At 65.1% G+C, this 23,520-nt stretch carries 30 protein-coding genes; 14 read left to right on the forward strand and 16 right to left on the reverse strand.

Annotated elements, in window-relative coordinates; translation table 11 throughout:
* Nucleotides 1-7: 7 nt before the first annotated feature.
* Together lgt and QY049_RS10125 are read right to left on the reverse strand one after the other, a co-directional pair.
* Complete coding sequence (lgt, locus tag QY049_RS10120; protein ID WP_194477798.1) at nt 8-853, reverse strand: prolipoprotein diacylglyceryl transferase; 846 nt, start codon at nt 851-853, stop codon at nt 8-10.
* 8 nt (nt 854-861) lie between these two features.
* Nucleotides 862-1,596 carry a dienelactone hydrolase family protein gene (locus QY049_RS10125; protein ID WP_194477797.1) on the reverse strand — a complete coding sequence of 245 codons (735 nt, stop codon included), beginning with the start codon at nt 1,594-1,596 and terminating at the stop codon, nt 862-864.
* 161 nt (nt 1,597-1,757) lie between these two features.
* Between QY049_RS10125 and QY049_RS10130 the strand changes: the two genes are divergently transcribed.
* The 4 genes from QY049_RS10130 (at nt 1,758) to ychF (ending at nt 4,701) form a co-directional block, all read left to right on the forward strand.
* Complete coding sequence (locus tag QY049_RS10130) at nt 1,758-2,009, forward strand: accessory factor UbiK family protein (protein ID WP_027534243.1); 252 nt, start codon at nt 1,758-1,760, stop codon at nt 2,007-2,009.
* Between the two features lie 194 nt (nt 2,010-2,203).
* Complete coding sequence (locus QY049_RS10135; RefSeq protein ID WP_258763795.1) at nt 2,204-2,932, forward strand: 50S ribosomal protein L25/general stress protein Ctc; 729 nt, start codon at nt 2,204-2,206, stop codon at nt 2,930-2,932.
* 61 nt (nt 2,933-2,993) lie between these two features.
* On the forward strand, nt 2,994-3,599 hold the full coding sequence (pth, locus tag QY049_RS10140) for an aminoacyl-tRNA hydrolase (protein ID WP_194477795.1): 606 nt from the start codon (nt 2,994-2,996) through the stop codon (nt 3,597-3,599).
* Nucleotides 3,600-3,603: 4 nt separating this feature from the next.
* The gene (gene ychF, locus QY049_RS10145) at nt 3,604-4,701 is read left to right on the forward strand and encodes a redox-regulated ATPase YchF (protein WP_258763794.1); all 1,098 of its coding nucleotides are present in this window, start codon (nt 3,604-3,606) and stop codon (nt 4,699-4,701) included.
* Nucleotides 4,702-4,722: 21 nt separating this feature from the next.
* Here the strand turns inward: ychF and QY049_RS10150 are convergent, their stop codons facing one another.
* Together QY049_RS10150 and QY049_RS10155 are read right to left on the reverse strand one after the other, a co-directional pair.
* Complete coding sequence (locus tag QY049_RS10150; protein ID WP_301269295.1) at nt 4,723-5,283, reverse strand: DapH/DapD/GlmU-related protein; 561 nt, start codon at nt 5,281-5,283, stop codon at nt 4,723-4,725.
* A gap of 228 nt (nt 5,284-5,511) precedes the next feature.
* The gene (locus QY049_RS10155; protein WP_194477792.1) at nt 5,512-5,808 is read right to left on the reverse strand and encodes a DUF4282 domain-containing protein; all 297 of its coding nucleotides are present in this window, start codon (nt 5,806-5,808) and stop codon (nt 5,512-5,514) included.
* 160 nt (nt 5,809-5,968) lie between these two features.
* Here QY049_RS10155 and QY049_RS10160 point away from each other — a divergent pair, with 160 nt between their 5' ends.
* The 3 genes from QY049_RS10160 to QY049_RS10170 all read left to right on the forward strand — a co-directional run bounded on the left by QY049_RS10160 (nt 5,969) and on the right by QY049_RS10170 (nt 7,250).
* Nucleotides 5,969-6,421 carry a MaoC family dehydratase gene (locus tag QY049_RS10160; protein ID WP_258763793.1) on the forward strand — a complete coding sequence of 151 codons (453 nt, stop codon included), beginning with the start codon at nt 5,969-5,971 and terminating at the stop codon, nt 6,419-6,421.
* The gene (locus QY049_RS10165) at nt 6,421-6,924 is read left to right on the forward strand and encodes a MaoC family dehydratase (RefSeq protein WP_258763792.1); all 504 of its coding nucleotides are present in this window, start codon (nt 6,421-6,423) and stop codon (nt 6,922-6,924) included. The genes QY049_RS10160 and QY049_RS10165 overlap by 1 nt, the downstream gene beginning before the upstream one ends.
* Before the next feature lie 179 nt (nt 6,925-7,103).
* Nucleotides 7,104-7,250: a hypothetical protein gene (locus QY049_RS10170; protein ID WP_194477789.1), complete on the forward strand. Its 147-nt coding sequence runs from the start codon at nt 7,104-7,106 to the stop codon at nt 7,248-7,250.
* Nucleotides 7,251-7,314: 64 nt separating this feature from the next.
* Here QY049_RS10170 and QY049_RS10175 read toward each other — a convergent pair whose 3' ends face one another.
* The 5 genes from QY049_RS10175 to QY049_RS10195 all read right to left on the reverse strand — a co-directional run bounded on the left by QY049_RS10175 (nt 7,315) and on the right by QY049_RS10195 (nt 10,578).
* Nucleotides 7,315-7,452 carry a hypothetical protein gene (locus QY049_RS10175; RefSeq protein WP_194477788.1) on the reverse strand — a complete coding sequence of 46 codons (138 nt, stop codon included), beginning with the start codon at nt 7,450-7,452 and terminating at the stop codon, nt 7,315-7,317.
* A 164-nt stretch (nt 7,453-7,616) separates the two neighbouring features.
* On the reverse strand, nt 7,617-8,045 hold the full coding sequence (locus QY049_RS10180) for a hypothetical protein (RefSeq protein ID WP_194477787.1): 429 nt from the start codon (nt 8,043-8,045) through the stop codon (nt 7,617-7,619).
* Between the two features lie 172 nt (nt 8,046-8,217).
* On the reverse strand, nt 8,218-9,141 hold the full coding sequence (locus QY049_RS10185; protein WP_258763791.1) for a hypothetical protein: 924 nt from the start codon (nt 9,139-9,141) through the stop codon (nt 8,218-8,220).
* Nucleotides 9,142-9,363: 222 nt separating this feature from the next.
* The gene (locus QY049_RS10190; RefSeq protein ID WP_194477785.1) at nt 9,364-9,804 is read right to left on the reverse strand and encodes a nuclear transport factor 2 family protein; all 441 of its coding nucleotides are present in this window, start codon (nt 9,802-9,804) and stop codon (nt 9,364-9,366) included.
* Between the two features lie 321 nt (nt 9,805-10,125).
* Nucleotides 10,126-10,578 (reverse strand): nuclear transport factor 2 family protein, encoded by a 453-nt coding sequence (locus QY049_RS10195; RefSeq protein ID WP_258763790.1) that lies wholly within the window; start codon nt 10,576-10,578, stop codon nt 10,126-10,128.
* Between the two features lie 186 nt (nt 10,579-10,764).
* On the opposite strand from QY049_RS10195, the gene QY049_RS10200 reads away from it, so the two are divergent.
* Nucleotides 10,765-10,998, forward strand: coding sequence for a hypothetical protein (locus QY049_RS10200; protein WP_258763789.1), 234 nt, complete (start codon nt 10,765-10,767; stop codon nt 10,996-10,998).
* A 141-nt stretch (nt 10,999-11,139) separates the two neighbouring features.
* Here the strand turns inward: QY049_RS10200 and QY049_RS38965 are convergent, their stop codons facing one another.
* From QY049_RS38965 to QY049_RS10220, 5 genes are all read right to left on the reverse strand, one after another.
* On the reverse strand, nt 11,140-11,913 hold the full coding sequence (locus QY049_RS38965) for an SIR2 family protein (RefSeq protein ID WP_367401181.1): 774 nt from the start codon (nt 11,911-11,913) through the stop codon (nt 11,140-11,142).
* A gap of 281 nt (nt 11,914-12,194) precedes the next feature.
* Nucleotides 12,195-15,164, reverse strand: coding sequence for an excinuclease ABC subunit UvrB (gene uvrB, locus QY049_RS10205; protein ID WP_301269296.1), 2,970 nt, complete (start codon nt 15,162-15,164; stop codon nt 12,195-12,197).
* Nucleotides 15,165-15,256: 92 nt separating this feature from the next.
* On the reverse strand, nt 15,257-15,487 hold the full coding sequence (locus tag QY049_RS10210) for a hypothetical protein (protein WP_258763786.1): 231 nt from the start codon (nt 15,485-15,487) through the stop codon (nt 15,257-15,259).
* Between the two features lie 74 nt (nt 15,488-15,561).
* Entirely contained in the window at nt 15,562-15,789 is a 228-nt protein-coding gene (locus QY049_RS10215) for a hypothetical protein (protein WP_194477779.1), read from the reverse strand.
* A 107-nt stretch (nt 15,790-15,896) separates the two neighbouring features.
* On the reverse strand, nt 15,897-16,805 hold the full coding sequence (locus QY049_RS10220; RefSeq protein WP_194477778.1) for a LysR substrate-binding domain-containing protein: 909 nt from the start codon (nt 16,803-16,805) through the stop codon (nt 15,897-15,899).
* A gap of 195 nt (nt 16,806-17,000) precedes the next feature.
* On the opposite strand from QY049_RS10220, the gene QY049_RS10225 reads away from it, so the two are divergent.
* The 3 genes from QY049_RS10225 to QY049_RS10235 all read left to right on the forward strand — a co-directional run bounded on the left by QY049_RS10225 (nt 17,001) and on the right by QY049_RS10235 (nt 18,819).
* The gene (locus QY049_RS10225) at nt 17,001-17,780 is read left to right on the forward strand and encodes a sulfite exporter TauE/SafE family protein (protein WP_258763785.1); all 780 of its coding nucleotides are present in this window, start codon (nt 17,001-17,003) and stop codon (nt 17,778-17,780) included.
* Nucleotides 17,777-18,007 carry a hypothetical protein gene (locus QY049_RS10230; protein ID WP_258763784.1) on the forward strand — a complete coding sequence of 77 codons (231 nt, stop codon included), beginning with the start codon at nt 17,777-17,779 and terminating at the stop codon, nt 18,005-18,007. The genes QY049_RS10225 and QY049_RS10230 overlap by 4 nt, the downstream gene beginning before the upstream one ends.
* A gap of 113 nt (nt 18,008-18,120) precedes the next feature.
* On the forward strand, nt 18,121-18,819 hold the full coding sequence (locus tag QY049_RS10235) for a glutathione S-transferase family protein (protein WP_258763783.1): 699 nt from the start codon (nt 18,121-18,123) through the stop codon (nt 18,817-18,819).
* On the opposite strand, the gene QY049_RS10240 is transcribed toward QY049_RS10235, so the two are convergent.
* Nucleotides 18,816-19,022, reverse strand: a complete 207-nt coding sequence (locus tag QY049_RS10240) for a hypothetical protein (RefSeq protein ID WP_258763782.1) — start codon at nt 19,020-19,022, stop codon at nt 18,816-18,818. The two genes, QY049_RS10235 and QY049_RS10240, sit on opposite strands and share 4 nt — an antisense overlap.
* A gap of 114 nt (nt 19,023-19,136) precedes the next feature.
* Here QY049_RS10240 and QY049_RS10245 point away from each other — a divergent pair, with 114 nt between their 5' ends.
* From QY049_RS10245 to QY049_RS10255, 3 genes are all read left to right on the forward strand, one after another.
* The gene (locus tag QY049_RS10245) at nt 19,137-20,693 is read left to right on the forward strand and encodes a DUF1800 domain-containing protein (RefSeq protein ID WP_301269297.1); all 1,557 of its coding nucleotides are present in this window, start codon (nt 19,137-19,139) and stop codon (nt 20,691-20,693) included.
* Nucleotides 20,694-20,695: 2 nt separating this feature from the next.
* Complete coding sequence (locus QY049_RS10250; protein WP_258763780.1) at nt 20,696-21,913, forward strand: DUF1501 domain-containing protein; 1,218 nt, start codon at nt 20,696-20,698, stop codon at nt 21,911-21,913.
* Between the two features lie 86 nt (nt 21,914-21,999).
* Nucleotides 22,000-22,323, forward strand: coding sequence for an antibiotic biosynthesis monooxygenase (locus QY049_RS10255; protein ID WP_194477772.1), 324 nt, complete (start codon nt 22,000-22,002; stop codon nt 22,321-22,323).
* A 16-nt stretch (nt 22,324-22,339) separates the two neighbouring features.
* Here the strand turns inward: QY049_RS10255 and QY049_RS10260 are convergent, their stop codons facing one another.
* Nucleotides 22,340-23,281, reverse strand: a complete 942-nt coding sequence (locus QY049_RS10260; RefSeq protein ID WP_258763779.1) for an aldo/keto reductase — start codon at nt 23,279-23,281, stop codon at nt 22,340-22,342.
* Nucleotides 23,282-23,520 lie beyond the last annotated feature (239 nt).

A 23,520-nucleotide genomic window follows, 5' to 3' on the forward strand; every position in this document is an offset into this window, starting at 1 on the left:
AAACGAATTAACTGACGGCCTCGGTGGGCTTCCGCGCACCGCGCCTGACAGCCCATACAATAAGCGCACCGCCGACGAGTAGCATCGGGATCGACAGCAGCATGCCCATGGTCAATCCCCCCCAGAGGAAGCCGAGCTGAACGTCCGGCTCGCGGAAATGCTCGCCGGCGATGCGGGTCAGGCCATACATCAGGATGAAGGCGCCGAGGATCATGCCGGGGCGCTTCAGGGCGCCGAGGCGGATCATGATCGCGAGCACCGTGAACAGCAGGATGCCCTCCATGCCGGCTTCATAGAGCTGGCTCGGATGACGCGGCAGGTGTGTCGGATCGTTGGGGAAGATCATGGCCCAGGGCAGGCTCGCATCGGTGGCGCGGCCCCATAATTCGCCGTTGATGAAATTGGCGATACGCCCCAGCAGCAGCCCGATTGGAGCGACCGCGGTCGTGATGTCGCCGAGCGACAGGATCGAGATGCCGTTGCGATTGGCAAACCACATCACCGCGACGACGCAGCCGAGGAAGCCGCCGTGGAACGACATGCCGCCTTCCCACAGCCGGAGGATCGCTGCGGGATGATCGATGAAGAAGGGGAGATTGTAGAACAGCACGTAGCCGGTGCGGCCGCCGAGAATGATGCCGAGCGTGACCCAGAGGATGAAGTCGTCGACCTGCACCAGCGACATCGGTGCGGGGCCGCCCCACAGGCGCTCGTTCTTCAGCAGCGAGCGCGCATAGAGCCAGCCGATGACGATGCCGCCGATATAGGCCAGCGCGTACCAGCGGACCGCGAACGGCCCGATCGCGACCGCGATCGGGTTGAAGGACGGGAAGTCGATGAGCAGAAGGGGCATCGCGCCTGCTATTGATGGAGATTGCGGCGATAGAGCGCCAGCAAGCGCTCCCAATGCCGCTCGGCGGCGTCGCGATCATAGACCGGGCGCTTGGGGAAGGCGAAGCCGTGATGGGTGCCGGGATAGATCTCGACCTCGGCTTTCGCGCCGTTCATGCCCTGCTTGACCTTTTCGATGATTTCGGTCGGCGCATAGATGTCGGTCTCGGCGCAGGCGAAATAGAGCTCGGCTTTGGTCTTGCTGGCTGCGAGATGCGGGCTGTCGGCCTGGTCGGTCGCGAGCTGCGTGCCGTAGACCGAGGCGGCGGCCTTGACGCTGTCGGGGAAATGCGTGGCGGCATTCACGGCGTAGCGGCCGCTCATGCAATAGCCGACGGTGCCGACGATTTTGGTGTTCGCGGCGGTCTGGCCCTCGGCATAGGTGAGCAGCGCGCTTGTGTCGTCCATGATCATGGGAATGGTGAGCGAGCCCATCAGCGCGAACATGCGCTTGCGCTCCGGTGCGTTTGGATCGGCCGGCAGCGCGCCGAGCTCCATGACGCCGGAGCGATAGTAAAGGTTCGGCAGCATCACGTAGTAGCCCGAGGTCGCGAGCCGGCGCGCCATGTCGCGCAGCTCTTCGCGGATCGCCGGCGCGTCCATGTAGAACAGGATGACCGGGAACGGTCCGCCGCGCTCGGGATGGACGATGAAGGTGGCGGTGTGGCCGTCCTTGGTGGGAATAGCGATCTGCTGCTCGATCATGTCTTGCGTTCCGCCTTGTGATTCTTGTTATGCAGGGACGTTGAATACGATTGCAAGGAAACCGGGGCATGACAAGGATACCGCCGCGCGGGCCTTGAACCCGCCTTCGCGGATTGCCATTGTCTTTTTGCGCGTTCGCGCAAAGTTTATCGGAGGCCGACATGACCCAGACCACCAACCGGTTTTTCGACGAGATCGGCCGCATGATGAACGACGCCGCCGGCGCGGCCCAGGGCGTCAAGCGCGAGTTCGACACGGTGATGCGGACGCAGGCCGAGAAGTTCCTGCGCGACATGGACCTGGTCAAGCGCGAGGAGTTCGAGGCGGTCAAGGACATGGCCCGCCTCGCCCGCGAGGAGAACGAGGCCCTCAAGGCGCGCATCGCGGCGCTGGAGGCCAAGCTCGGCGGGTAGTTGGTCCGCTCCATCCGGGATACCAGGGGGCCCCCCGGTAATCTGCCGGCCAGCCCATTCTCCTTGTCATTTCCGCATCTTCCGGGTAAAAGCCCGCCACGTCCGCGGCCCCCGCACCCCTGGAGGCTTGCTGCGGCGTACGCCATGGGCCGCCTTGCGGCCCATTAACTTTTGCAAAAACAAGGACTTAGACTATGGCGACGACCGTCAAGGAATTGAAGGCGACCGCACGTCCGCAGAGCGGCAAGGGGGCCGCCCGGGCTGAGCGTCGCGCCGGCAGAGTGCCCGGAGTGATCTATGGTAACAACCAGCCCCCGCTGACGATCTCGATTGCAGATCGTGAACTGCGCCAGCGCATCCTCGCCGGCCGGTTCCTGACCACGCTGGTCGACATCGACCTCGATGGCAAGAAGCACCGCGTGATTCCGCGCGACTATCACCTCGATCCGGTCAAGGATTTCCCGATCCACGTCGACTTCATGCGTCTCGGCGAAGGCGCCACCATCCGCATCAGCGTTCCGCTGCATGTCGTGAAGGCGGAAGGCTCGCCCGGCGTGAAGCGCGGCGGCACGGTCAACATCGTCGCCCACGCGATCGAGCTCGAATGCGGTGTCGAGAACATTCCGCAGTACATCGAGGCCGACGTCGGCTCGCTGGAAATCGGTCATTCGCTGCATCTGTCTGACGTCAAGCTGCCGAACGGCGTGAAGGCGCTGACCCGCGCCGACGCGACCCTCGTCACCATCGTGCCGCCGTCCGGCTACGCCGAAGAGCAGAAGGCCGCGGCTGCGGCTGCTGCCGGCGGCGCCGCTCCGGCTGCGGGCGCCGCTGCTCCGGCTGCGGGTGCTGCGGCTCCGGCTGCGGGCGCTGCTGCGCCTGCGGCGGCTGCCAAGGCTCCGGCCGGCGGCGACAAGAAGAAGTAATCTCTCGAGAAGCCGGCGCGCGGTCCCTGGATCGCGTGCCGGCTGAGGGGCGCGCCGCGTCATGCGACTCTTTGTTGGGCTCGGCAATCCCGGCGCGAAATACGCACGTAACCGGCACAATATCGGCTTCATGGCCGTGGACGAGATCGCACGGCGTCATGGTTTCGCACCATGGCGCCGTCGCTTTCAGGGCGAGACCTCGGAAGGCACGCTAGGCACCGAGCGCATAATCCTGCTCAAGCCCACGACCTACATGAACGACTCCGGCCGCAGCGTTCAGGAGGCGGCGGCCTTCTTCAAGATCGCGCCGGGCGATACCACGGTGTTTCACGACGAGCTCGAGCTGCCGCCGGGCAAGGTGCGGGTGAAGATCGGCGGCGGCATCGCCGGCCATAACGGTCTGCGCTCGATATCGGCGCATATCGGCAACGAGTATCGCCGTGTCAGGCTCGGCATCGGTCATCCCGGCGTCAAGGAGATGGTGCACGGCCATGTCCTGTCGGACTTCGCCAAGGCCGACAACGAGTGGGTGACGACGCTCTGCGACGCGGTGGCCGAGCACGCCGCACTGATCGCCAAGGGCACTGACGCGACCTTCGCCAACAGGGTGCATCTTGCGATGCAGGCGAAGGGATTTTTGACCAAGGACGAGAACGGCAAGGAATAGGCTCGTGGGATTCAAATGCGGAATCGTCGGATTGCCCAATGTCGGCAAGTCGACCTTGTTCAACGCGCTGACCGAGACGGCCGCGGCGCAGGCTGCGAACTATCCGTTCTGCACCATCGAGCCGAACGTCGGCGAAGTCGCCGTGCCCGATCCGCGGCTCGACAAGCTCGCGGCGATCGCCAAATCAGCGCAGATCATCCCGACCCGGCTGACCTTCGTCGACATCGCCGGCCTCGTGCGCGGCGCCTCCAAGGGTGAAGGTCTCGGCAACCAGTTCCTCGCCAACATCCGCGAGGTCGACGCCATCGCGCATGTCGTGCGCTGCTTCGAGGATTCCGACATTACCCATGTCGAGGGCAAGATCGCTCCGCTCGCCGACATCGAGACCATCGAGACCGAGCTGATGCTCGCCGATCTCGACAGCCTCGAAAAGCGCGTCGACAACCTCACCAAGAAGGCCAAGGGCAACGACAAGGACGCCAAGGAGCAGCTCGACCTCGTCAACCGCACGCTGGTGCTGCTGCGCGAGGGCAAGCCCGCGCGCCTCGTCGAGCGCAAGGCCGAAGAAGAGCGCGCCTTCGGCATGCTCGGCCTGCTGTCGTCCAAGCCCGTGCTCTACGTTTGCAACGTTGAGGAGGGCTCCGCCGCCACGGGCAATGCGTTCTCGAAGGCCGTGCAGCAACAGGCCGCCAAGGAAGGCGCGGTCGCCGTCGTGATCTCCGCCAAGATCGAATCCGAGATTGCGACGATCTCGCGCGAGGAGCGCGCCGACTTCCTGGAGACGCTGGGTTTGGAAGAGGCCGGCCTCGATCGCCTGATCCGCGCCGGCTACACGCTGCTCGACCTCATCACCTATTTCACGGTGGGCCCGAAGGAAGCGCGCGCCTGGACCATCCATCGCGGCACCAAGGCGCCGGGCGCGGCCGGTGTGATCCACACCGATTTCGAGAAGGGTTTCATCCGCGCCGAGACGATTGCCTATCAGGACTACGTCGCGTTCAACGGCGAAGCCGGCGCGCGTGATGCCGGCAAGCTGCGGCTCGAAGGCAAGGAATACGTCGTCGCCGACGGCGACGTCATGCATTTCCGCTTCAATACGTAAGGCCGCAACGACGGCGCCTGCCTATTCGTCGTCGCCGAATTGCTTGACGACAGCCGCCGGATTCCCGGCGACGACCACGCGCGGGGCGACGTCCTCACGCACGACCGCTCCGGCGCCCACGACCGAGTGGTCGCCGATCGTCACTCCCTTGAGCACGATCGAGCGTGCGCCCACCCACACGTTGTCCCCGATGTGCACCGGCGCGACGGCCCGAGCAACCGCAGGCTCGTGCCGAAGCCGCGGGGGAAGGTTGTGAAAGTCCGTGTCGACGATGTCGCAGTCGCTGATCAGGCAGAACGATCCGATGTCGACCTTCTGCTCGCAGCCGATCCAGCAGCCGTTGAGCAAGGTGTCATTGCCGACCGTCACCTGGCCACGCCCGGTGATCAGCACGCGCTTGCCGATCCGGCAGCTCTCACCGATCGACACCCGGACCCCGGGACCGAGCACCAGCCGACCCTTGAACACGATCCCGGGTCCGAGCTGGAGCCGGCGCCCGTACCGCAGCGTCAGCCAGGCGCGCCGACAGGCGAAGAACAGGAGCGCAACGGCCCGCAGCACCGGGTTCTCGATCTTGCGCACCACATTCGCTCCTGACCCTCGTGGCGCCCCGCGCCTCTGCTGCCGAGCCTCGCATCCGCGCGTAAATACGCGGTGAAGAACGACGTCGCGCCTGGTACGCCCGTCTCGGCGGCGGCCCGCCATGCCGGCAAGCTGCGCCTCGAAGGCAAGGAACATGGCGTCGCCGGCGGCGACGTGATGCATTCCGGTTTAATGTGGAAGAGGCGTCGACGGCACCTGTGCGTGCCGTCACTGCATCCCGCCACCCTGATCCCTGATGGCGCCGAGATGCTCGTTGATGCGGAACACGATCAGGATCAATTCGGCGGCGATGCGCGAGAACACCACGCCGACGACGACGCCCGCGATCGATTCCAGCACGACCAGGAAGCCGGCGAACGGGCTGATCGCCATCGCGGTGAGGCCGGCGAAAATTCCGGAGAGGCCGAACAGGCAGATCACGCCGATCACCAGCCAGTAGAAGGTCTTGATGATCGTCGGCGTGATGAAGCGGTCCCACTGAAACAGATCGCTGAATGAAAACATCTCTCTCCCCCGGGCAGATCGCGCCCCGGCCGCGCCATCAGAACAATGAGGCAGGTCCGGCCCGACTCGTCGAATGTAGCACGAGCCATGCGGACCGGCGGGTTGAGATTGCCGCAAAGTGCGGCCACAATCTGTCCTTCCCGCAAAGCTTTTCCTAAAGATGACCCTGACCTTCGAAGATTTCCCGACCGGCCGCTACGGAACGTTCGGCCCGCGCCATGTGACCCGCGACGAGATCCTGGCCTTCGCCGCCGAGTTCGATCCGCAGCCGATGCACCTGGACGAGGAGGCCGCCTCCAGGAGCATGCTGCGCGGCCTGTCCGGCTCAGGCTGGCACCTCTGCTCGCTGATGATGCGGATGATGGCCGACGGTTTCATTACCCGCGCCGCCTCGCTGGGATCGCCCGGGGTCGACGAGGTGCGCTGGCTGTCACCGCTACGGCCGGGCGACGATCTGATGCTCGATGTCGATGTGATCGAAGCGCGCACCTCGAAGAGCAGGCCGAACCTCGGCATCGTCAAGTTCAAATGCACCGTGCGCAACGCCAGCGGCGAAGCGCTCTGCGAGATGACCTCGCCGATCCTGATCGAGCGGCGGGCGGGAGCGGTCTGATGCGGTTCTTCGAGGAGATCGAGATCGGCCATCGCCGCGACATCGGCACCTATGCGTTCACCGCGGAGTCCATCAGGACTTTTGCGGCGAAGTTCGATCCGCAGCGTTTTCACCTCGACGAGGAGGAGGGCAAGAACTCCCTGTTCGGCGGGTTGGCTGCCTCCGGCTGGCATGTCGGCTCGGCCTGCATGAGCCTGCTTGTCGCCGATGGCCAGCGCCTGGCGCGTGAAGCCGCCGCGCGCGGCGAGGAGATCGCGGTGTGGGGGCCGTCACCGGGCTTTCGCGACCTGCGCTGGATCAAGCCGGTGCTCGCCGGCGACATCATCAGCTATTCCAACGTCGTCATCGACAAGCGCAGCTCCGCCTCGCGTCCGGGCTGGGGCATCCTGACCGCGCGCACCACCGGCACCAACCAGCGCGGCGAGGAGGTTTATTCCATCACCGCCAGCGCCTTCGTGCCGATGCGGAATAGCAGTTTGACCGGTTCCAAAATGAACGGCTGAAATGAGCGCGCAAGTGTTGCTCGCGCGCTATGGACGCGATTCGGGGTGGCTGCCATAAGCCTCCGCAAGATGGCTGGCGCCTCGCGAAGCAGGCTGCCGGAACCATCGAGTTGCTAACCAATTATGAACCTGTCGCTGTCTATTTGAACGAACTGGGCAGAGTACAGGGGACGAGCACTATGGCAGACCGCGGCGCACTGAAATTGGTCGGATTTATCTTCGCTACCGCGACGCTGGCCGTGATGCTGGTTGCCGGCATGGTGGTGAAGGGCTACGCCGACGGCGCCTACACCCTGGAAGCCTCGACGGTCGAGGCGAGCCGTTAAGGCTCGTTAACTCCGCGGGGCCACGAAGTGGCCTCCGCACGGGGCCGCGACGCGGCACCCACCCTCAGCGGCTATAGACGAGCGCCAGGATCGCGATCGCAACCGCCAGCAGCCCGACAAAACGCATCATGATGGTCCCGAACTGGTTCGGCGCGGGCCGCAGCGGTATCGGGTCCGTGTTGTCGGGCCGAATGCTTTCCATTTGAAACAGTCCCCAGGCCCAGCCGTCAGTGGCACGGGCGCCAGGCATTGGTCGCCGGGGATGGGCGGAGGGTTCAAGATTGGGCCCGATCTCCACCCCGGAATCAAAAACCGCCGCGCCCCTTTCGGAACGCGGCGGCTGGTGGTGATGCCTGGTTCGCTCGATCAGCTGTTGCGCAGGCCGTCGGCGGCGCGCTTCCACTGGGCGACGTTGTCGGCGATCATGCGGGTCGACTTCATCGCGGCCTGGCTGAGCTGGGCGTAGCCCGAGATCTCGCGCTGGACGCGCTGGCCTTCGGCATGGAGCAGGTCGCGCAGGCTCTCGAGCTCGGAGATCAGATTCTCGATCTCGGCGAGCGAGGTGCCGGCGACGCGCTGGATCAGCGAGTTGACGTTGGTGACGGTGGCTTCCGCGCTCGGATCGAGCGGCGGCGCGTCGGTGGCGGTCGTGGCGGCGGCCGGCCGGCGCAGATAGGCGATGTCGTTGCGGACGAAATCGCGGATGCCGGCTTCGACTTCCGTCACGGCGGCGAGATTGCTGTCGACGGTTTCGGTCTCGGTTGCTTCAACCTTTTCCGGACGGATGGCGTTCATCGTTATTCCCCTGTTCGCGTTGAGCGCGGCGCGAGTGTCCCCCGCACGACGATGTGTGTCAGGCCGGCGCATCTGGGCGTCCGATTTTGACCGCAACAGGGCCGAGATGCGGCAAGGGCGGACCATTCGGGGGCCTTGCCGTGGCGTATGGTTAGGGAAGTCTGAAGACGGCTCACCAGGTCTTCTTGAAGCCGGCCGTCACGCTCTTGTTGACCGCGCCTTGCGAGGTTTCGCCGACCGAGCCGGAGACGGTGACGTTGTCGAACAGCTTCTGCTCGGCGCCGACCTTGCGCAGCCACCTGTCGTCGCTGGTCGACATGGTCTGGCCGGCGGTGATGCTGGTGCCGGTATCGGTGATCGTGACCTTGGCGGACTGGTCGGTCTCGTAGTTGCGGGTGATGTGGCCGCCGACGCCGGGCAGCGCCGTGGTGCCTTGCTGGTTGACGCTGTAGCCGTTCTGGAGCGTCAGCGAATAATCGCTCGACAGCGGTACCGACTTGGTCAGCAACGCGCCGAGCTTGCTCTGCTCACTGCCGGGATCGACGCGGGCTTCCACCGCGGTCTTGTCCCAGATCGCGCCCGCGCCCGGCGCGGTGGCGGCGGCCCAGGCGCTGCCGGAGGATTGCGGCAGGCTGCCGCCATTCTCGGCCTTCAGCGCCAGCAGCTCCGACATCGTGGTCGGCTCCTTCGTCACCGTCATGTCGGCGCCGACGCGGGTGTCCCAGAACGATGACACCGACTGCTTCACCGTCACGGCCGAGGAGCCGTTGATGTTGGCGTTGGACGACCAGTTCATGCCGTTGTTGGCGGCGGCCTGCGCCCGCTTCTTGGCGGTGATGATGTCGTTGAGCGTGCCGGCGTCGATGGCGAGCTGGCTCCAGTCGAGCTTGTCGACGTCGATGCCTTTGAGCACGTCGGCGTCGTTGGCATCGGGGGTCGTCTCGGCGACCTCGGCTTCCTCGTCGTCGGGCGCGGTCGCGCCGGGAGGCGGGGAGAAGGGCGGAATGATCTGCGCCTGGGCCGTCAGCACCGAGCCGAAAATGAACGCGGCCGCCAACGGCAGCCTGCTCCAGCCGAAACCTGTCGTGAATTCCATTGCCTTGCCCGCAAGCCCAGATCGCGCGGAGGATGCGGCGCTATCGTTGCGAAATTGTGGCGCTGCCCACACCCGGAATGACGAACCAACGGGCCGCGCGCAGATCGCGCGCGCCCCGACGACGAGCATCTCCACGACAGTGTCCGGCGGGGCTGGAGGCCAGTACGCGTCGCGGGAGCATCAATCGTCGGTCCCGCATTGCGGAGCCCGTTGGTGTCCCCCTCAGCCGACGCTGGTCATCTTTGGCAGATGAATGGCGCGGCCGAGTGCCTGCTCGACCAGATCGAACGTGTCGACCAGCACGCGCATGCTGATCAGCCTGTCAGCCCTGAACTGGGCGAACTGCGCGACGCGCAGGCTGATCGGCTTGTCGGAATCCAGCGCCGTCAGCGAATAGCGCAGCATCGAGGAGGCGGAATCGACGCCCAGCATGATGCTCTCGCGGTCGAAGCGGCGGACGCGGAAATTGTCGGCGAGCTGGCGGATGACCTGGAGCACGGCCGCCTTGCCCTGGCGCGCGCCCAGGAACGGAAACATGTCGATCGGGCCGTAGATCGCCCACTCGACGTCCTCGTCGATCAGGGCCTCGATGTCCTCGAAATGCCGGTCGTTGATCGCGCGGTGCAACGCGCGCGAGAAACGCCAGAGGCTGTGCTCTGTCATTTGGGCCGTCCTGACGCTGGCTTGCAGAAAAACGGAAAACAACCCCATGCACCGTAGGGTGCCCCGGGGCCGGTCAACTCATTTGTGTACGAACAAATACGGCATTTCGGCCAAAACGCAATTCACGTTTTTGCAATGCACAAGTGAGCGCAAAGTGTGAGATTTGCAATAGAACCCCGTAATTTACCGGTCCCGGCCGGGGGCCGGTTCCACGTGGGGGCGCCCCGCGGATCGGTGTGGGGACAGGCGAGACAAGCCGGGGGCGCGCCTAGTTCTCGATGTCGTCCCGGCTTTCGCCGGCTTTCGCCAGGACGACAGGGTCTATCCTTCGTCGATGCCCGCCCCCGCGATCAGCGGCCCGATCTCCCGCTCCAGCACCTGCTGCACCAGATCGTAGGAATCGATGATCTCGCGGATCTGCGCGACCTGTCCGTTCCGGAAGGTGTAGAACACGGCCATGTCGAACTGCACGATGCGGCCGCTGCTGCGCTTGGTGAAATAGCCGTGCAGATAGGTCGCGACGTCGTCACCGTCAGCGACGATTTGCGGCGCCTTGTAGCGGATGTCCTGATAGCGCGACCACACCGTCTGCCAGAGCTCGCGCAACTCGGCCTTGCCGTGACGCGGGCCCATATGCGGCAGCACGTCGATCGGGGCGTGGGTGAGGAAGTCGACGTCGTCCGTGCAGCACGACAGCGCCGCCTCGATGTCGCCGCGCGCGAACGCGTCGAGCAGGTGCATTACGCGTTGCTTGTTCAACGATTCAACCGTCATGCCGCTCCCGCCCGCGTTGGCCGTGGATTGCAAACGCTATCGCGCGGCGCGCGGGTGCATCAATCCGCAAAAACACAGGGGACTTCAGCGCTTGGTCGCACTTCGACGGACGGCGGTTCACACGAGCGGGGAACCCGGCCCGCTCCTCGCTCGTTGAAACGCCGACACCGCAGGAGACATCAACCCATGAAATCCCCGCTTCTCGCCGTCGCCGCCGCGCTGCTCATGCTGGGCGCGACCTCCGCCGCCAACGCCAAGGGCTGCATCAAGGGCGCCATCGTCGGCGGCGTCGCCGGCCATTACGCCGGCCACCACGGCATGCTCGGCGCCGCCGCCGGCTGCCTCTACGGCCGCCATCACGCCAAAGAGCAGGAAAAGCAGCAGCAACAGAGCCAGGTGAACGGGCAGGGCAAGCTGTAGGCTGCGGAAAACCGCGCTTCCGCCGTCTTTGATCCGGCGTGCCTCGATGGTAACTTCCAGTTTCGAACGCTGGGGTTGAGCCGGGCGAGGGAACGATGGACGTCGGGAAGTTCCTGTGGGCTGTCGTCCTCGCAATCCTGTTCATGCGTTCGCGGCGCGTTCGATGATATATTCCGGTTTGACGGGGGCCGTTATCTGCGAGTGGATCAGTTCCGAGCTAAATGCGCCTCTCATAAGAAGCGAGTCCACATCGGAGGCGTTGTGATGGCCAACTGTACTTGCAAAAGAGACCTCCGTTAGTGACTCTGGGGGTCCCGAAGGGATAACGATTTTGATCGGGGAATTTGGTAAATGGGACGAGACGCCCTCCGCCCCGTCCCTAAAAACCGTTCCAAAAGAAGATAAGCGTTCCACTGTCGAGAGGGCGGCTTTGGAATGCGTTATGATCGCGGTCTTGGATCGTATGCTTTCGTCGGTGAGGAATATGTTTCCCAGATGGGTGTCTTGATTTGAATAGCCAAAGCCGATGGCAAATATCGCGCTTGCTCTTCGAGCATCGATTCTGAATTGATTCAGCCACGCGCTATCGTGCAGTCGTTTGTCTGCGTACGATTCCAAACTTAGCACAAATCGTGCAGGATCCACCGTTGGGTTCGTTTCCTGAACGTATCCATGCAGGTGTACAATTTGCTTCCGTCCTGCTGTGGGAGGTTGGACTGATCCGTCTCGCGAATAGCTGTCGACAAATATTGATCGCTCGAACAGCGCGCGTTCGTGTACGTCATCGAAATTCGTGGTGTAGATGCGCAGCCAGGGCTGAATTGAAATCTTCTGCTGAACGTCAGTAGTGCGTTTGCATGTTAGTCTCGAAGACACCAAGGATGCGAGCCTCGCCGCATCGTCGGTGTCTCGCATGAACTTCGACGTCGCTGTAGCTAAGTCGAACCCCTCTTGATCGGTGGCTGGGACTCTGAGCTCGTCTAGGATTATCGACGTGAGCTCACTGCCATCTGGCAGATCATTGTTATGAAAGTCGACGGCCTTTCGCGAAAATCCTGCGCCAGTTAACAAGACGCATTGCCCCGTCGAAAGGCGGTTTATGAATGCTGAGAGATCCAACGTCCCGCCCCCTCACAATTCGCGTCCTTCTACTCTATTATTTCAGTATATTTGGGGTTGATGCAACTGTTGAGATATCACCTCTTCTTCCACCCCCCGCGCCGCCCCGGCATCCCACCCGTCGACTTCGGCGCGGGCCCGAACTCCGGGCCTGACTGCCTTGAATCCGTCGGCTGGATGATCCGGCTCGTGCTGCCGAACGGTTTTGACGGCAGGCTCGGGCTCTCGCGATAGGGCAGGGATTCCGGGCCGTGCATCTCGTCGAGATGCGGCTTGTGCACCTTCGAGCCGCCGCCGCCGCCGCTGGCCTTCAGCGCGGAGCTCACGGTTTTCTTCTTCATGGCGCTGACGGGCAGGTTGGCGGCGTCGCCGTATTTCCTGGTGCCGGCATAGGCGCCGGCCTTGCCCGCGACGGTGCGCTGCTTGGCGGTGGGGTCGTCGACCACGGCAAGCTCGGTGGCGCGCAGGCGCTTGACCTCGTCGCGCAGGCGCGCGGCTTCCTCGAAGTTCAGGTCCGCTGCGGCCTCGCGCATCCGCGTTTCGAGATCGGCGAGCACGGCTTCGAAATTGTGGCCGATCGAGATGACGTCATCGGTCATGTCGTGACCGCCGACCTCGACCAGCACGTGGTCGCGCTCGTAGACGGAGTTGAGGATGTCGCCGATGTTCTTCTTCACGCTCGCCGGCGTGATGCCGTTGGCGGTGTTGTACTCGACCTGCTTCTCGCGGCGCCGATTGGTTTCGGCGATGGCGCGCTCCATCGAGCCGGTCATCTGGTCGGCATAGAGGATCACCTTGCCGTCGACGTTGCGCGCGGCGCGGCCGATGGTCTGGATCAGCGAGGTCTCGCTGCGCAGGAAGCCTTCCTTGTCGGCGTCCAGAATTGCGACGAGAGCGCATTCGGGAATGTCGAGCCCCTCGCGCAACAGGTTGATGCCGACCAGTGCGTCGAAGGCGCCGAGGCGCAAGTCGCGGATGATCTCGATGCGCTCGATGGTGTCGATGTCGGAGTGCATGTAGCGGACGCGGATGCCCTGCTCATGCAAATATTCGGTGAGGTCCTCGGCCATGCGCTTGGTCAGAACAGTGATCAACGAGCGATAGCCGGCTTGCGCGGTGGCGCGGACCTCGCCGACGAGATCGTCGACCTGGGTGCGGGCCGGCCTGATATCGACGGGCGGATCGATCAGCCCTGTCGGCCTGATGACCTGCTCGACGAACACGCCGCCGCTCTCGTTCAGCTCCCAGCCGCTCGGCGTCGCCGACACCGCAACGGTCTGCGGCCGCATCATGTCCCATTCCTCGAACCGCAGCGGGCGGTTGTCCATGCAGGACGGCAGGCGGAAGCCGTATTCCGCGAGGGTGGCCTTGCGGCGGAAGTCGCCGCGGAACATGGCCCCGATCTGCGGGATGGTGACGTGGCTCTCGTCGGCGAAGATCAGCGCGTTGTCGGGGACGTATTCGAACAGCGTCGGCGGCGGCTCGCCGGGGCGGCGGCCGGTGAGGTAGCGCGAATAGTTCTCGATGCCGGCGCAGCTTCCCGTCGCCTCCATCATCTCGAGGTCGAAGGTGGTGCGCTGCTCCAGCCGCTGCGCTTCGAGCAGGCGGCCCTGGTTGTTGAGCTGGTCGAGCCGCTGCTTCAATTCCGATTTGATCGACTTGATCGCCTGCACCAGCGTCGGGCGCGGCGTTACATAGTGCGAATTGGCGTACATCTTGATGAATTCGAGCTCGTCCTGCTTGTGGCCGGTGAGCGGATCGAACTCCTCGATGTTCTCGATGGTGTCGCCGAACAGGTTCACGCGCCAGGCGCGATCCTCATAGTGCGCCGGGAAGATGTCGATGACGTCGCCGCGCACGCGAAAAGTGCCGCGGGTGAAATCGGCCTGCGTCCGCTTGTACTGGAGCGCGACGAGGTCCGCGATCAGCTGGCGCTGGTCGATGCGCTCGCCCTTCTTCAGGGCAAAGGTCATCGCGGTGTAGGTCTCGACCGAGCCGATACCGTAGATGCAGGACACCGAGGCGACGATGATGACGTCGTCGCGTTCGAGCAGCGCGCGCGTCGCCGAGTGGCGCATGCGGTCGATCTGCTCGTTGATCGAGGAATCCTTTTCGATGTAGGTGTCGGTGCGCGGGACGTAGGCTTCCGGCTGGTAGTAGTCGTAGTACGAGACGAAGTACTCGACGGCATTGTCCGGGAAGAAGTTCTTGAACTCGCCATAGAGCTGGGCGGCCAGCGTCTTGTTCGGCGCCAGGATCAGCGCGGGGCGCTGCGTCGCCTCGATCACCTTGGCCATGGTGTAGGTCTTGCCGGAGCCGGTGACGCCGAGCAGCACCTGCGAACGGTCGTTGCGGTCGATGCCCTCGACCAACTCCTTGATCGCGGTCGGCTGGTCGCCGCGCGGCTGATATTCCGACTTGATCTCGAAGCGCACGCCGCCTTCGGACTTTTCCGGGCGGGGCGGGCGGTGCGGCGTCCATACCTTCATGGAGCCGTCGTCCTTGCGGAACTCGGGCCGCCCCTCGCGGATCAGCGATTCCAGCGCGTCGGCCGTGGCCTTGACGCCGAGCGCCTCCATCTTGGAGCGCGGCGGACGCGCCAGCGCCTCGGCGTCGTCCTCCTCGGTCGGCAAGCCGAGCTGCCGCGCCAGTTCCGGATCGAGCGTCGGGATCGTGGCCGCGGTGCCGTAGTTGGCCTGCGGCGCCTCGTCGAAACCTTCGGCCGAGCTGCGCGCCCCTACCGGCTGTGGATTGGGCCGCAGCGGCATCGGCCGCGTCGTATCCTGCGGAAACTGCTTTTGAAGGTCTTTGGGCGTCGATGCGCGCGCTCGATGCGCGGCGGCCTCGCCGCCGGCGCGGCGGTCGCGCGAATTGTCCGGCGGCGGCTGCAACCCGGTGCCCGATCCCAGCCCGGCATCGCCGCGATTGATCGCGGGATTCAGCAATTCGGCCAGCGCCGGTCCGATCGGCTGCACGTCAGGCCGATGTGCCTTCGAATTCGGTGTCCTGGTTTTGGGGGATTTTGGGGGAGCAGGTTTCTTCGCCATGGGGCGAATATGGGACGAGTCCGCCCCTTAGAAAAGGGCGAAAGCCCGTCCCTCCGCAGGCTGCTGACAGCAGGTTGGCAGCAGGCTCGAAACTACGCCGCCGGCAGCGGCCCGTCGCCGTCCACGACCGTCAGGCGCGGTTCGAGGATGTCGAGATGGATCCCGCCGCAATCCGTGCAGCGCATGGTCCAGTACTCGCACCCGGCGCGTCCGCCGATCACTCGGAGCACCGCGAGATCGCCGTCGCATTCCGGGCAGATTGTGATCACCTTGCGCGAATAGATTCTCGGCCGCGGATCGTCGTCGTATTCGATCACTGACATGAACCGGTGTTCCCCCTGCTATGCCGCGCTGTCGCTCGGTCCTGCTGTCGTCTCGCCAAGCCTATTTGTCATGTCTATTCGTCGTCGCTGTCGTCGGTGTGCCGGCGGAAGCGGTCGATGTGATGCTTGGCGTCGGCGATCGCAGCGTCGGGATCGGGCCAGGCGAAGCCGACTTCCATGGTCGGAAACAGCACGCCGTCGATGGCAACCGGGCTGAAATCGGCACGCCGGATGCGGGCGTGCCACAGTCCCTTGCCAGCTTCGAAGGATTCGATGTCAAAGCCGTCGTAAAGGGTCGTCATTGGTAGTCCCCAAATGCTCGGATGTCGGAGGGTTAGAGGACCACGTTTGCGGATTTCGATATGTGAAGCCGTTCACAAGGGGCCGGCTTTTTCAGCCGGTTCCGAGCTCAGGCCCGCCCGGCAGTCCGCCGTCGCGGCCGCGTTGCGGGTTCCGCCGCTGCCCGCATGATCCAGCGGCGGAACGCGGCGAAATCGCGCTGTTCGGTCTGAAAGCTGCGGTACAGCAGGTACCAGCGCATGCCCTTGGGCACCGAGAGGTCGAACGGCGCGACCAGCCGACCGGCGGCGAGGTCGTCGTCGATATAGGGCCGGATGCCCATGGCGATACCGAGCCCGTCGGCGGCGGCCTGCAGCGCCTGGCCGTAGAACTGGAACTCCGGCCCGCGCGGAGTGATGCGGGGCAGATTCGCGGCCTTCAGCCAGAGCGGCCAGTCCTCGGGCGAATGTTCGACGCGGATCAGGCTCGGCCCCTTGAGGTCGGCCGGCCGTTTCAGGCTGGCGGCGAGGCGGGGCACGCAGACCGGCGTCAGGTCGCCGGCGAACAAGGGTTCGGCGACGAGCCCCGGCCAGTCGCCGGTGCCGAGCTTGATGCCGCAACTCCAGTCCTCGCCGAACGGCACCGACGCGCCGCCGGTGGTGAAGCGCACCTCGATGTCGGGCTCCTCGCTGCGAAACTCGGACAGCCGCGGGATCAGCCAGCGCATCGCAAAGGTGTGGCCGACGCCGATGGTGAGCACGCGTACGCTTGATGGCGCCGTCACCTGCGCGGTGAGGCTGGCGAGTGCGTCGAAGATCGGCGTCAGCCCGCCCTGATAGGCGCGGCCCGCCTGCGTCAGCACCAGCTTGTTGGCCTTGCGCTCGAACAGCGCGACGCCGAGCCGCTCTTCGAGCAGATGCACCATGCGGCTGACGGCGGCCGCCGACACGCTCAGCTCGATTCCGGCCGCAGCAAAGCTGCCGGTTCGCGCCGCCGCCTCGAATGCCTTGATGCCGTTGAGAAAGAGCAGCCGCCGCAAATCGATGACCCTCAGGAAAGCTGATGTCAGGCCAAGATAACTCAGTTTGCGCCGACACGGCAAGCGAGGCACAAACATCAGCGTAATTCATGCTGATTTGTCGAAGCGAAGGCGGTCCCCTTCGCTTCGCCCCGCTTGCGGGCAGAGGGAGTGAAGCAGCCTGCGTCCCTTACTCGCCTACAGGAGAATCCCCACGTGACGCCCATCATGATCGCTGCCCTCGGATTGCTGATGGTCGCCACCGCGTTCCTGTCGGGGCTGTTCGGCATGGCGGGCGGGCTGATCCTGATCGGCGTGCTGCTCGCCTTGATGCCGCTGCCGACGGCGATGGTGCTGCATGCGATCACGCAGATGGCCTCGAACGGCTGGCGCGCCCTGCTGTGGCGCAAGCACATCCGCTGGCGTCCCGTCGCGAACTACCTGGTCGGCGCGGCCATCGCGCTGGCGGCCTGGTCGCTCACGCGCTACGTGCCCGACAAGCCGATGGCGCTCTTGATGCTGGGCGCCACGCCGTTCATGGCGCGGCTGCTGCCGACCAACATCAAGCCCAATCCTGACAGCCTCTGGCAGGGCACCGTCTATGGCACGATCTGCATGGGCTTGATGCTGATGACAGGCGTCTCCGGCCCGCTGCTCGACACTTTCTTTCTCGGTGGCGATTTCGGCCGGCGCGACAAGGTGGCGACCAAGGCGATGTGCCAGCTGGTCAGCCATTTCACCAAGCTGATCTATTTCGGCGGCATCATCGACCAGGCCGCCACGCTCGATCCCGTGCTCGCCGGTATCGCCATCGCAGCCTCGATGCTCGGCACCTCGCTGGCGCGGCGCATTCTCGAAGCCATGACCGACCAGCAATTCGTGACCTGGTCGAACAAGCTGATCACCACCATCGCCTGCTACTATATTGCCTATGGCGGCTGGCTCCTGCTGCGTGTGCCGGTGCTGGCCGCCTTCGACAAGGGAGTCTTGCAATGAGCTGTAAAGCCGACCCGCTGGTGCTGGACTTCGTCGAATGGATCGCGCGCGAGCCGCGCGCCTATGCCGAGGTGATCTCGACCTGGAAGACCTCGTGTCCCCGCCTCACCATCTGGGAGGACGCCGCCGATCGCGGCTTCGTCGCGCGCGAGACGCTGCCCGGCCTCGGCCTGGTCATCGCGGTGACGGACGACGGCGAGAGGTTGCTGCGAACCAACGGGCGGTAGACGCGCACGTCTGCCTCAACAACGTCATTGCGAGCGCAAGCGAAGCAATCCAGAATGTCTCCGCGGAAGCAGACTGGATTGCTTCGCTGCGCTCGCAATGACGGAGCCCCACGATGTCGCTCAAACTCTACGAACTCGTCGGCACCGACACCTCGCGCCCGTTCAGTCCGTTCTGCTGGCGCACGCGGATGGCGCTGGCGCACAAGGGGCTGACGGCGGAATCGCTGCCCTGGCGCTTCACCGAGAAGAGCACGATCGCGCCGCACGGCTCGGAGAAGGTCCCGGTGCTGCTGCATCACGACAAGCCGGTTGTCGATTCCTGGGCGATCGCGAATTATCTCGAAGACAATTTTCCGGATCGTCCGTCGCTGTTCGGCGGCGAGGGCGGTCGCGCCATGGCGCGCATGATCAACGCATGGGGCGACATCGCCATCGTCGGTGGCATCTTTCCGCTCATCATCGCCGACATCCCGAAAAACCTCGCCGAAATCGACGCCGCCTATTTCCGCTCATCGCGCGAGGCGCGCTTCGGCGGCAAGAAGCTGGAGGAGATCATGGCGAGTCGCGACAGCACGGTCGTCGCGTTTCGCAAATCGCTGGAGATCATGCGGCAGACGTTCAAGACGCAGGCCTATCTCGGCGGCGCTGCGCCGAACTATGCCGATTACATCGTGTTCGGCGGCTTTCAATGGGCGCGCGTGGTGAGCCCGTTCAAGCTGCTCGAGGCGGATGATCCCGTCTATGCCTGGCGCGAAAGGCTGCTCGATGCGTTCGACGGCATGGCGCGGACATCGCCGGGGTTCGCGGTCTAGGCTTGCGCGGCCTCCGCCGCCGCCCTGCGCAAACATTCCCGGCACAAGCAATCCTCGCCCTTGACCGGCATCGGCAGCTTGGCGCTTTCCTCCGCGCACCAGCAATTGCCCGACAAGTCGCAGCCGAACTCGGTGCCGCATCGGGAACAAACGAGGCGCCGCGGGGCCGGTGACGTGAGCGCGATTTCTTTCGGATTTGTCATGATTTACGCAAAAGCTTTGGCGTCATTTTCATGTCGGGTTCATCCGTCGCTACGGTATATTAGGCGCCGCGCACGGACCAGGAAAGCGGTTGGCAACGCGCGGAGGACAAATCGATGGCCCGCGATTCGCAAGCCGCCCTCGTCGCGCTGAACCGCTTCGGCTTCGGTGCCCGCGGCGGCGCCTCGGGCGATCTCATCAATGCGGCCTCCGATCCCCGCGGTTTCGTGAAGGCGGAGCTGGCGCGCCCCTTTGGCGTGCTGCTGGAGGCGCCGGGCCTGCAATCGACGCCGCAACTCGGGCAGGCGGCGTTTGCCTATCAGGACCAGGTCAAGCAGGCGCGTGAGGCCGCGAAGGCCGCTGCGCCGACAGAAGCGCCGCAACCGCCTGCCGAACAGAAGCCCGACAACCAGTTGCGGCGCAATCTCTCGCTCAACACGGTCGTGACCGAGATCGCAGGCCAGATGGCCGAAGCGAAGCCGGCCGACAACGCGATGAAACCTGGCAGCATGCAGCCCGGCGCCGCCGCGCCGGCCGCTGCAAAGCCGGCACAGCCGCTCAACGTGATCCAGAAGACCTTTCGCACCGAGGCGCTGGCGCGGCTGCAGCGCGCGATGCTGGTCGATTGCGGCTTCACCGAGCGCCTGGTCGCGTTCTGGTCCAACCATTTCTGCATCTCCGCGAGCAAGGGCGAACTGGCGCGGATGTGGGCCGGCGCGTTCGAGCGCGAGGCGATCCGCCCGCATGTGCTCGGCCGCTTCGCCGACATGCTGAAGGCGGTCGAGCAGCATCCGGCGATGCTGTTCTTCCTCGACAACCAGCAATCGCTCGGACCGGACTCGCGCGCGGGCCAGAACCGCAAGCGTGGACTGAATGAAAACCTCGCGCGCGAGATCATGGAGCTGCATACGCTCGGCGTCGGTGGCGGCTATACGCAGCAGGACGTCACCTCGCTCGCGCGCATCATCACCGGCTGGACCTTTGCCGGCCGCAAGGGACAACTCGGCGTACCCGGCTCGTTCGCGTTCAACGCCAATGCGCACCAGCCCGGGCCGCAAATGCTGCTCGGCAAGACCTATGAGCCGACCGGGCTGGCACAGGGCGAAGCCGCGCTCGCCGACATCGCCCGTCATCGGTCGACCGCGAATTTCATCGCCACCAAGTTCGCCCGCCACTTCGTCGCCGACGATCCGCCACCGGCGCTGGTGGCGCGGTTGCGCGATGTCTTCGTCAGGACCGACGGCGATCTCAAGGCGCTTGCGACAGCTTTGGTCGATTCCGATGAGGCGTGGAAAGCGCCGCTGACCAAGATGCGCTCGCCTTACGATTTCCTGGTCGCGAGCGGCCGGCTGCTCGCGCGGGTGCCGGAGGATCCCGGTTTCTACCTCAACAGTCTGAACCTGCTGGGCCAGCCGCTGTGGACCCCGGCCGGTCCCAACGGTTTCCCCGACATCGCTGCGGCCTGGGCGGCGCCCGAAGGCATCAAGCTGCGGCTCGACATCGCCTCGCAGATGGGCGCGCGGCTCGGGCCCAACGTCGATCCGCTCGATCTCTTGGAATTCGCCGCCGCCGATGCGGCGTCGGCCGAAACGCGCAAAACCATCGAGCGCGCGGAATCGCGCCAGCAGGCACTGGCGCTGCTGCTGATGTCGCCGGAATTGCAGAGGAGATGAAGATGATCGACTGCGTCGAAAACCAGCTCCTCACCTCGCGCCGTTGTCTGCTGCTCGGCGGCGCTTCCTTCGCCGCCTGGGCTTATTTGCCGAAATTCGCGCGCGCGGCCGACGGGCACGATCCGCGTCTGGTCGTGGTGATCCTGCGCGGCGCGCTCGACGGGCTCGCGACCGTGGCCCCGATCGGCGACCCCGACTATGCCGGCCTGCACGGCTCGATCGCGCTCGCGTCCAATGGCGCACATCCCGCGCTGATGCTCGATTCCTTCTTCGGGCTGCATCCGGCCATGCCGGAATTCGCGCGGATGTATCGCGCGCAGCATGCGGCTGTGATCCACGCCGTCTCGACGCCCTATCGCGACCGCTCGCATTTCGACGGCCAGGACGTGCTCGAAAGCGGCTATGGCGGTCCGGGCCGCGTGCAGTCCGGCTGGCTCAACCGCGCGCTCGAGGCGCTGCCGCGCGGCGAGCGCGTGTCGAGCGGACTCGCGGTCGGTCCGACCACGCCCTTGGTGCTGCGCGGCAGTGCGCCGACGGTCGGCTGGGCGCCGGTCGCGCTGCCGCAGGCCGACGACGACACCGCGATGCGGCTGGTCGATCTCTACCGTCATCGCGATCCGGCGCTTGCGTCAGCGCTGTCGCAGGGCCTCCAGCTGGAGAAGGCCGCGAGTGGCGACGACATGAAGCCGAAGCCCGGCAACCAGGTCGCCCAGATGCGTCAGGTCGCGCGCGGCGCGGCCAAACTGATGGCCGCCGATGACGGCCCGCGCATCGCCGCACTCGCCTTCGACGGCTGGGATACGCATGCCAATGAGGGCGGTCCGGTCGGGCGGCTCGCCTTCCTGCTCGGCGGTCTCGACGGCGCGCTCGCCGAATTCGAAAGCGGCCTCGGCGATCGCTGGCGCGACACCGTCGTCGTCGTCGCCACCGAGTTCGGCCGTACCGCGCGCATCAACGGCACCGACGGCACCGACCACGGCACCGGCACCATCGCGCTGCTCGCCGGCGGCGCCGTGAAAGGCGGCCGCGTCATCTCGGACTGGCCGGGGCTCAAGCCCGCCAATCTCTATGAAGGCCGCGATCTCAAGCCGACCACCGATCTGCGCTCCGTGATCAAGGGCGTGCTGCAAGGCCAGTTCGGCCTGTCGGATCAGGTGCTGGCCCAGACGGTGTTCCCGGACAGCGCAAGCGCAAGGCCGATGAAGGGGTTGGTGGCTTAGCCACCGTCGCCGTCATTGCGCGCTCGCGGCTTGCGGCGCGTCGCGGAATAACGACATGATTGCGTGAGCATCAGGAGAGACAAGTCATGTACATCGCCATGAACCGCTTCCGAGTCACCAAAGGCTCAGAGGCTGCCTTCGAGCAGGTCTGGGCGTCGCGCGACACGCATCTGGACAAGGTGCCGGGCTTCGTCGAATTCCATCTGCTGAAGGGGCCGGAGCTCGAGGACCATACGCTGTACGCCTCGCACACCGTGTGGGCGAACCATGCCGCGTTCGAGGCCTGGACCAGGTCGGAGGCGTTCCGCGCAGCGCATGCCCGCGCCGGCGACAACAAGCCGCTCTATCAGGGCCATCCCCAGTTCGAAGGTTTCGAGGTCAAGCAGACCGTGGGACGCGGCGCCAAGTAGCGCCGCATCCTCAACGTTAGCCCAGCGTGATCCCGTCGATCTCCGCCATCTCCTCGGCGCTGAGCTGCCAGGCGATCGCCTTGACGTTCTGCTCGACCTGTTCGGCCCGGGTGGCGCCGGCGATCACGCTCGACACCTGCGGACGGGCGGCGAGCCAGGAGAAGGCGAGCTCGAGCATCGAGTGCCCGCGCGCCGTCGCAAAGGCCTGGAGCTTCTCGACGATGTCTTCGTTGCGCGGCGTGACGTAGCGGTCGCGCAGCCGCGGTGTCTGGCCGAAGCGGGTGTTGTCGGGCGCGGCCTCGCCCTTCTTGTATTTGCCGGTCAAAAGTCCGCTTGCGAGCGGGAAGAACGGCAACAGGCCGAGCTTGTATTCCTGCGCGACCGGCAGCAGATCCTTCTCGATGTCGCGCACGACGAGGGAGTATTCGTCCTGGCAGGAGACAAACCTGGAGACATTCATCGCGCGCGCGACGTATTCCGCCTCGGCGATCCGCCAGGCCGGAAAATTCGAATTGCCGATGTAGCGCACCTTGCCCTGCCGGACGAGATCGTCCAGCGCGCGCAGACTCTCCTCGATCGGCGTCAGCGGGTCATAGTCGTGCTGCTGATAGAGATCGATGTAGTCGGTCTTCAGCCGCTTCAGGCTCGCTTCGACCGCGTCCATGATGTAGCGGCGCGAGGCGCCCTGCTTGGTGCCGTCCTCGGTCATCGGCTTGGAGTATTTCGTCGCCAGCACGATGTCCTTGCGGCGGTCGCCGAGCACGGCGCCGAGCACGTTTTCCGAGCCGCCCCTGTTCGAATAAATGTCGGCGGTGTCGAACAGCGTGATGCCGAGATCGAGCGCGCGGTGGATCACCTTGCGCGAGGCTTCGAGGTCGATACGCTGGCCGAAATTGTTGCAGCCGAGCCCGACCGCGGACACGCGCAGGCCGGAGCCGCCGAGATTACGAATTTCCATGGGAGATCCTGTGAGAACGAAGCAGGCGCCCATTGTGACCGCGGTGCGCTGCACCGGCAAGCGGTCGCCTGCGTTGCTGCCATGCCGGCACGAGAGGCCGGGCAAAAAAATGCGGCCCCTGTCAGACGCGGCGACTGACGGGGACCGCTTGGGGCGCTTGATCGGTGACGGGGGGCCTGATCAGACGCGACTGCAAGGTAGTCCCGGTGTGTAACGCGCCGGTGACATCAGGAGTTATC

Source organism: Bradyrhizobium sp. WYCCWR 13022 (genome assembly GCF_030435535.1).
Lineage (GTDB): Bacteria > Pseudomonadota > Alphaproteobacteria > Rhizobiales > Xanthobacteraceae > Bradyrhizobium.

What these genes read in the sequence shown, in the direction of transcription:
- lgt (WP_194477798.1), bottom strand. Translation starts at nt 853, where the DNA reads ATGCCCCTTCTGCTCATCGACTTCCCGTCCTTCAACCCGATCGCGGTC.
- QY049_RS10125 (WP_194477797.1), bottom strand. Translation starts at nt 1,596, where the DNA reads ATGATCGAGCAGCAGATCGCTATTCCCACCAAGGACGGCCACACCGCC.
- QY049_RS10130 (WP_027534243.1), top strand. Translation starts at nt 1,758, where the DNA reads ATGACCCAGACCACCAACCGGTTTTTCGACGAGATCGGCCGCATGATG.
- QY049_RS10135 (WP_258763795.1), top strand. Translation starts at nt 2,204, where the DNA reads ATGGCGACGACCGTCAAGGAATTGAAGGCGACCGCACGTCCGCAGAGC.
- pth (WP_194477795.1), top strand. Translation starts at nt 2,994, where the DNA reads ATGCGACTCTTTGTTGGGCTCGGCAATCCCGGCGCGAAATACGCACGT.
- QY049_RS10155 (WP_194477792.1), bottom strand. Translation starts at nt 5,808, where the DNA reads ATGTTTTCATTCAGCGATCTGTTTCAGTGGGACCGCTTCATCACGCCG.
- QY049_RS10160 (WP_258763793.1), top strand. Translation starts at nt 5,969, where the DNA reads ATGACCCTGACCTTCGAAGATTTCCCGACCGGCCGCTACGGAACGTTC.
- QY049_RS10165 (WP_258763792.1), top strand. Translation starts at nt 6,421, where the DNA reads ATGCGGTTCTTCGAGGAGATCGAGATCGGCCATCGCCGCGACATCGGC.
- QY049_RS10170 (WP_194477789.1), top strand. Translation starts at nt 7,104, where the DNA reads ATGGCAGACCGCGGCGCACTGAAATTGGTCGGATTTATCTTCGCTACC.
- QY049_RS10175 (WP_194477788.1), bottom strand. Translation starts at nt 7,452, where the DNA reads ATGGAAAGCATTCGGCCCGACAACACGGACCCGATACCGCTGCGGCCC.
- QY049_RS10180 (WP_194477787.1), bottom strand. Translation starts at nt 8,045, where the DNA reads ATGAACGCCATCCGTCCGGAAAAGGTTGAAGCAACCGAGACCGAAACC.
- QY049_RS10185 (WP_258763791.1), bottom strand. Translation starts at nt 9,141, where the DNA reads ATGGAATTCACGACAGGTTTCGGCTGGAGCAGGCTGCCGTTGGCGGCC.
- QY049_RS10190 (WP_194477785.1), bottom strand. Translation starts at nt 9,804, where the DNA reads ATGACAGAGCACAGCCTCTGGCGTTTCTCGCGCGCGTTGCACCGCGCG.
- QY049_RS10195 (WP_258763790.1), bottom strand. Translation starts at nt 10,578, where the DNA reads ATGACGGTTGAATCGTTGAACAAGCAACGCGTAATGCACCTGCTCGAC.
- QY049_RS10200 (WP_258763789.1), top strand. Translation starts at nt 10,765, where the DNA reads ATGAAATCCCCGCTTCTCGCCGTCGCCGCCGCGCTGCTCATGCTGGGC.
- QY049_RS38965 (WP_367401181.1), bottom strand. Translation starts at nt 11,913, where the DNA reads ATGCGAGACACCGACGATGCGGCGAGGCTCGCATCCTTGGTGTCTTCG.
- uvrB (WP_301269296.1), bottom strand. Translation starts at nt 15,164, where the DNA reads ATGGCGAAGAAACCTGCTCCCCCAAAATCCCCCAAAACCAGGACACCG.
- QY049_RS10210 (WP_258763786.1), bottom strand. Translation starts at nt 15,487, where the DNA reads ATGTCAGTGATCGAATACGACGACGATCCGCGGCCGAGAATCTATTCG.
- QY049_RS10215 (WP_194477779.1), bottom strand. Translation starts at nt 15,789, where the DNA reads ATGACGACCCTTTACGACGGCTTTGACATCGAATCCTTCGAAGCTGGC.
- QY049_RS10230 (WP_258763784.1), top strand. Translation starts at nt 17,777, where the DNA reads ATGAGCTGTAAAGCCGACCCGCTGGTGCTGGACTTCGTCGAATGGATC.
- QY049_RS10235 (WP_258763783.1), top strand. Translation starts at nt 18,121, where the DNA reads ATGTCGCTCAAACTCTACGAACTCGTCGGCACCGACACCTCGCGCCCG.
- QY049_RS10240 (WP_258763782.1), bottom strand. Translation starts at nt 19,022, where the DNA reads ATGACAAATCCGAAAGAAATCGCGCTCACGTCACCGGCCCCGCGGCGC.
- QY049_RS10245 (WP_301269297.1), top strand. Translation starts at nt 19,137, where the DNA reads ATGGCCCGCGATTCGCAAGCCGCCCTCGTCGCGCTGAACCGCTTCGGC.
- QY049_RS10250 (WP_258763780.1), top strand. Translation starts at nt 20,696, where the DNA reads ATGATCGACTGCGTCGAAAACCAGCTCCTCACCTCGCGCCGTTGTCTG.
- QY049_RS10255 (WP_194477772.1), top strand. Translation starts at nt 22,000, where the DNA reads ATGTACATCGCCATGAACCGCTTCCGAGTCACCAAAGGCTCAGAGGCT.
- QY049_RS10260 (WP_258763779.1), bottom strand. Translation starts at nt 23,281, where the DNA reads ATGGAAATTCGTAATCTCGGCGGCTCCGGCCTGCGCGTGTCCGCGGTC.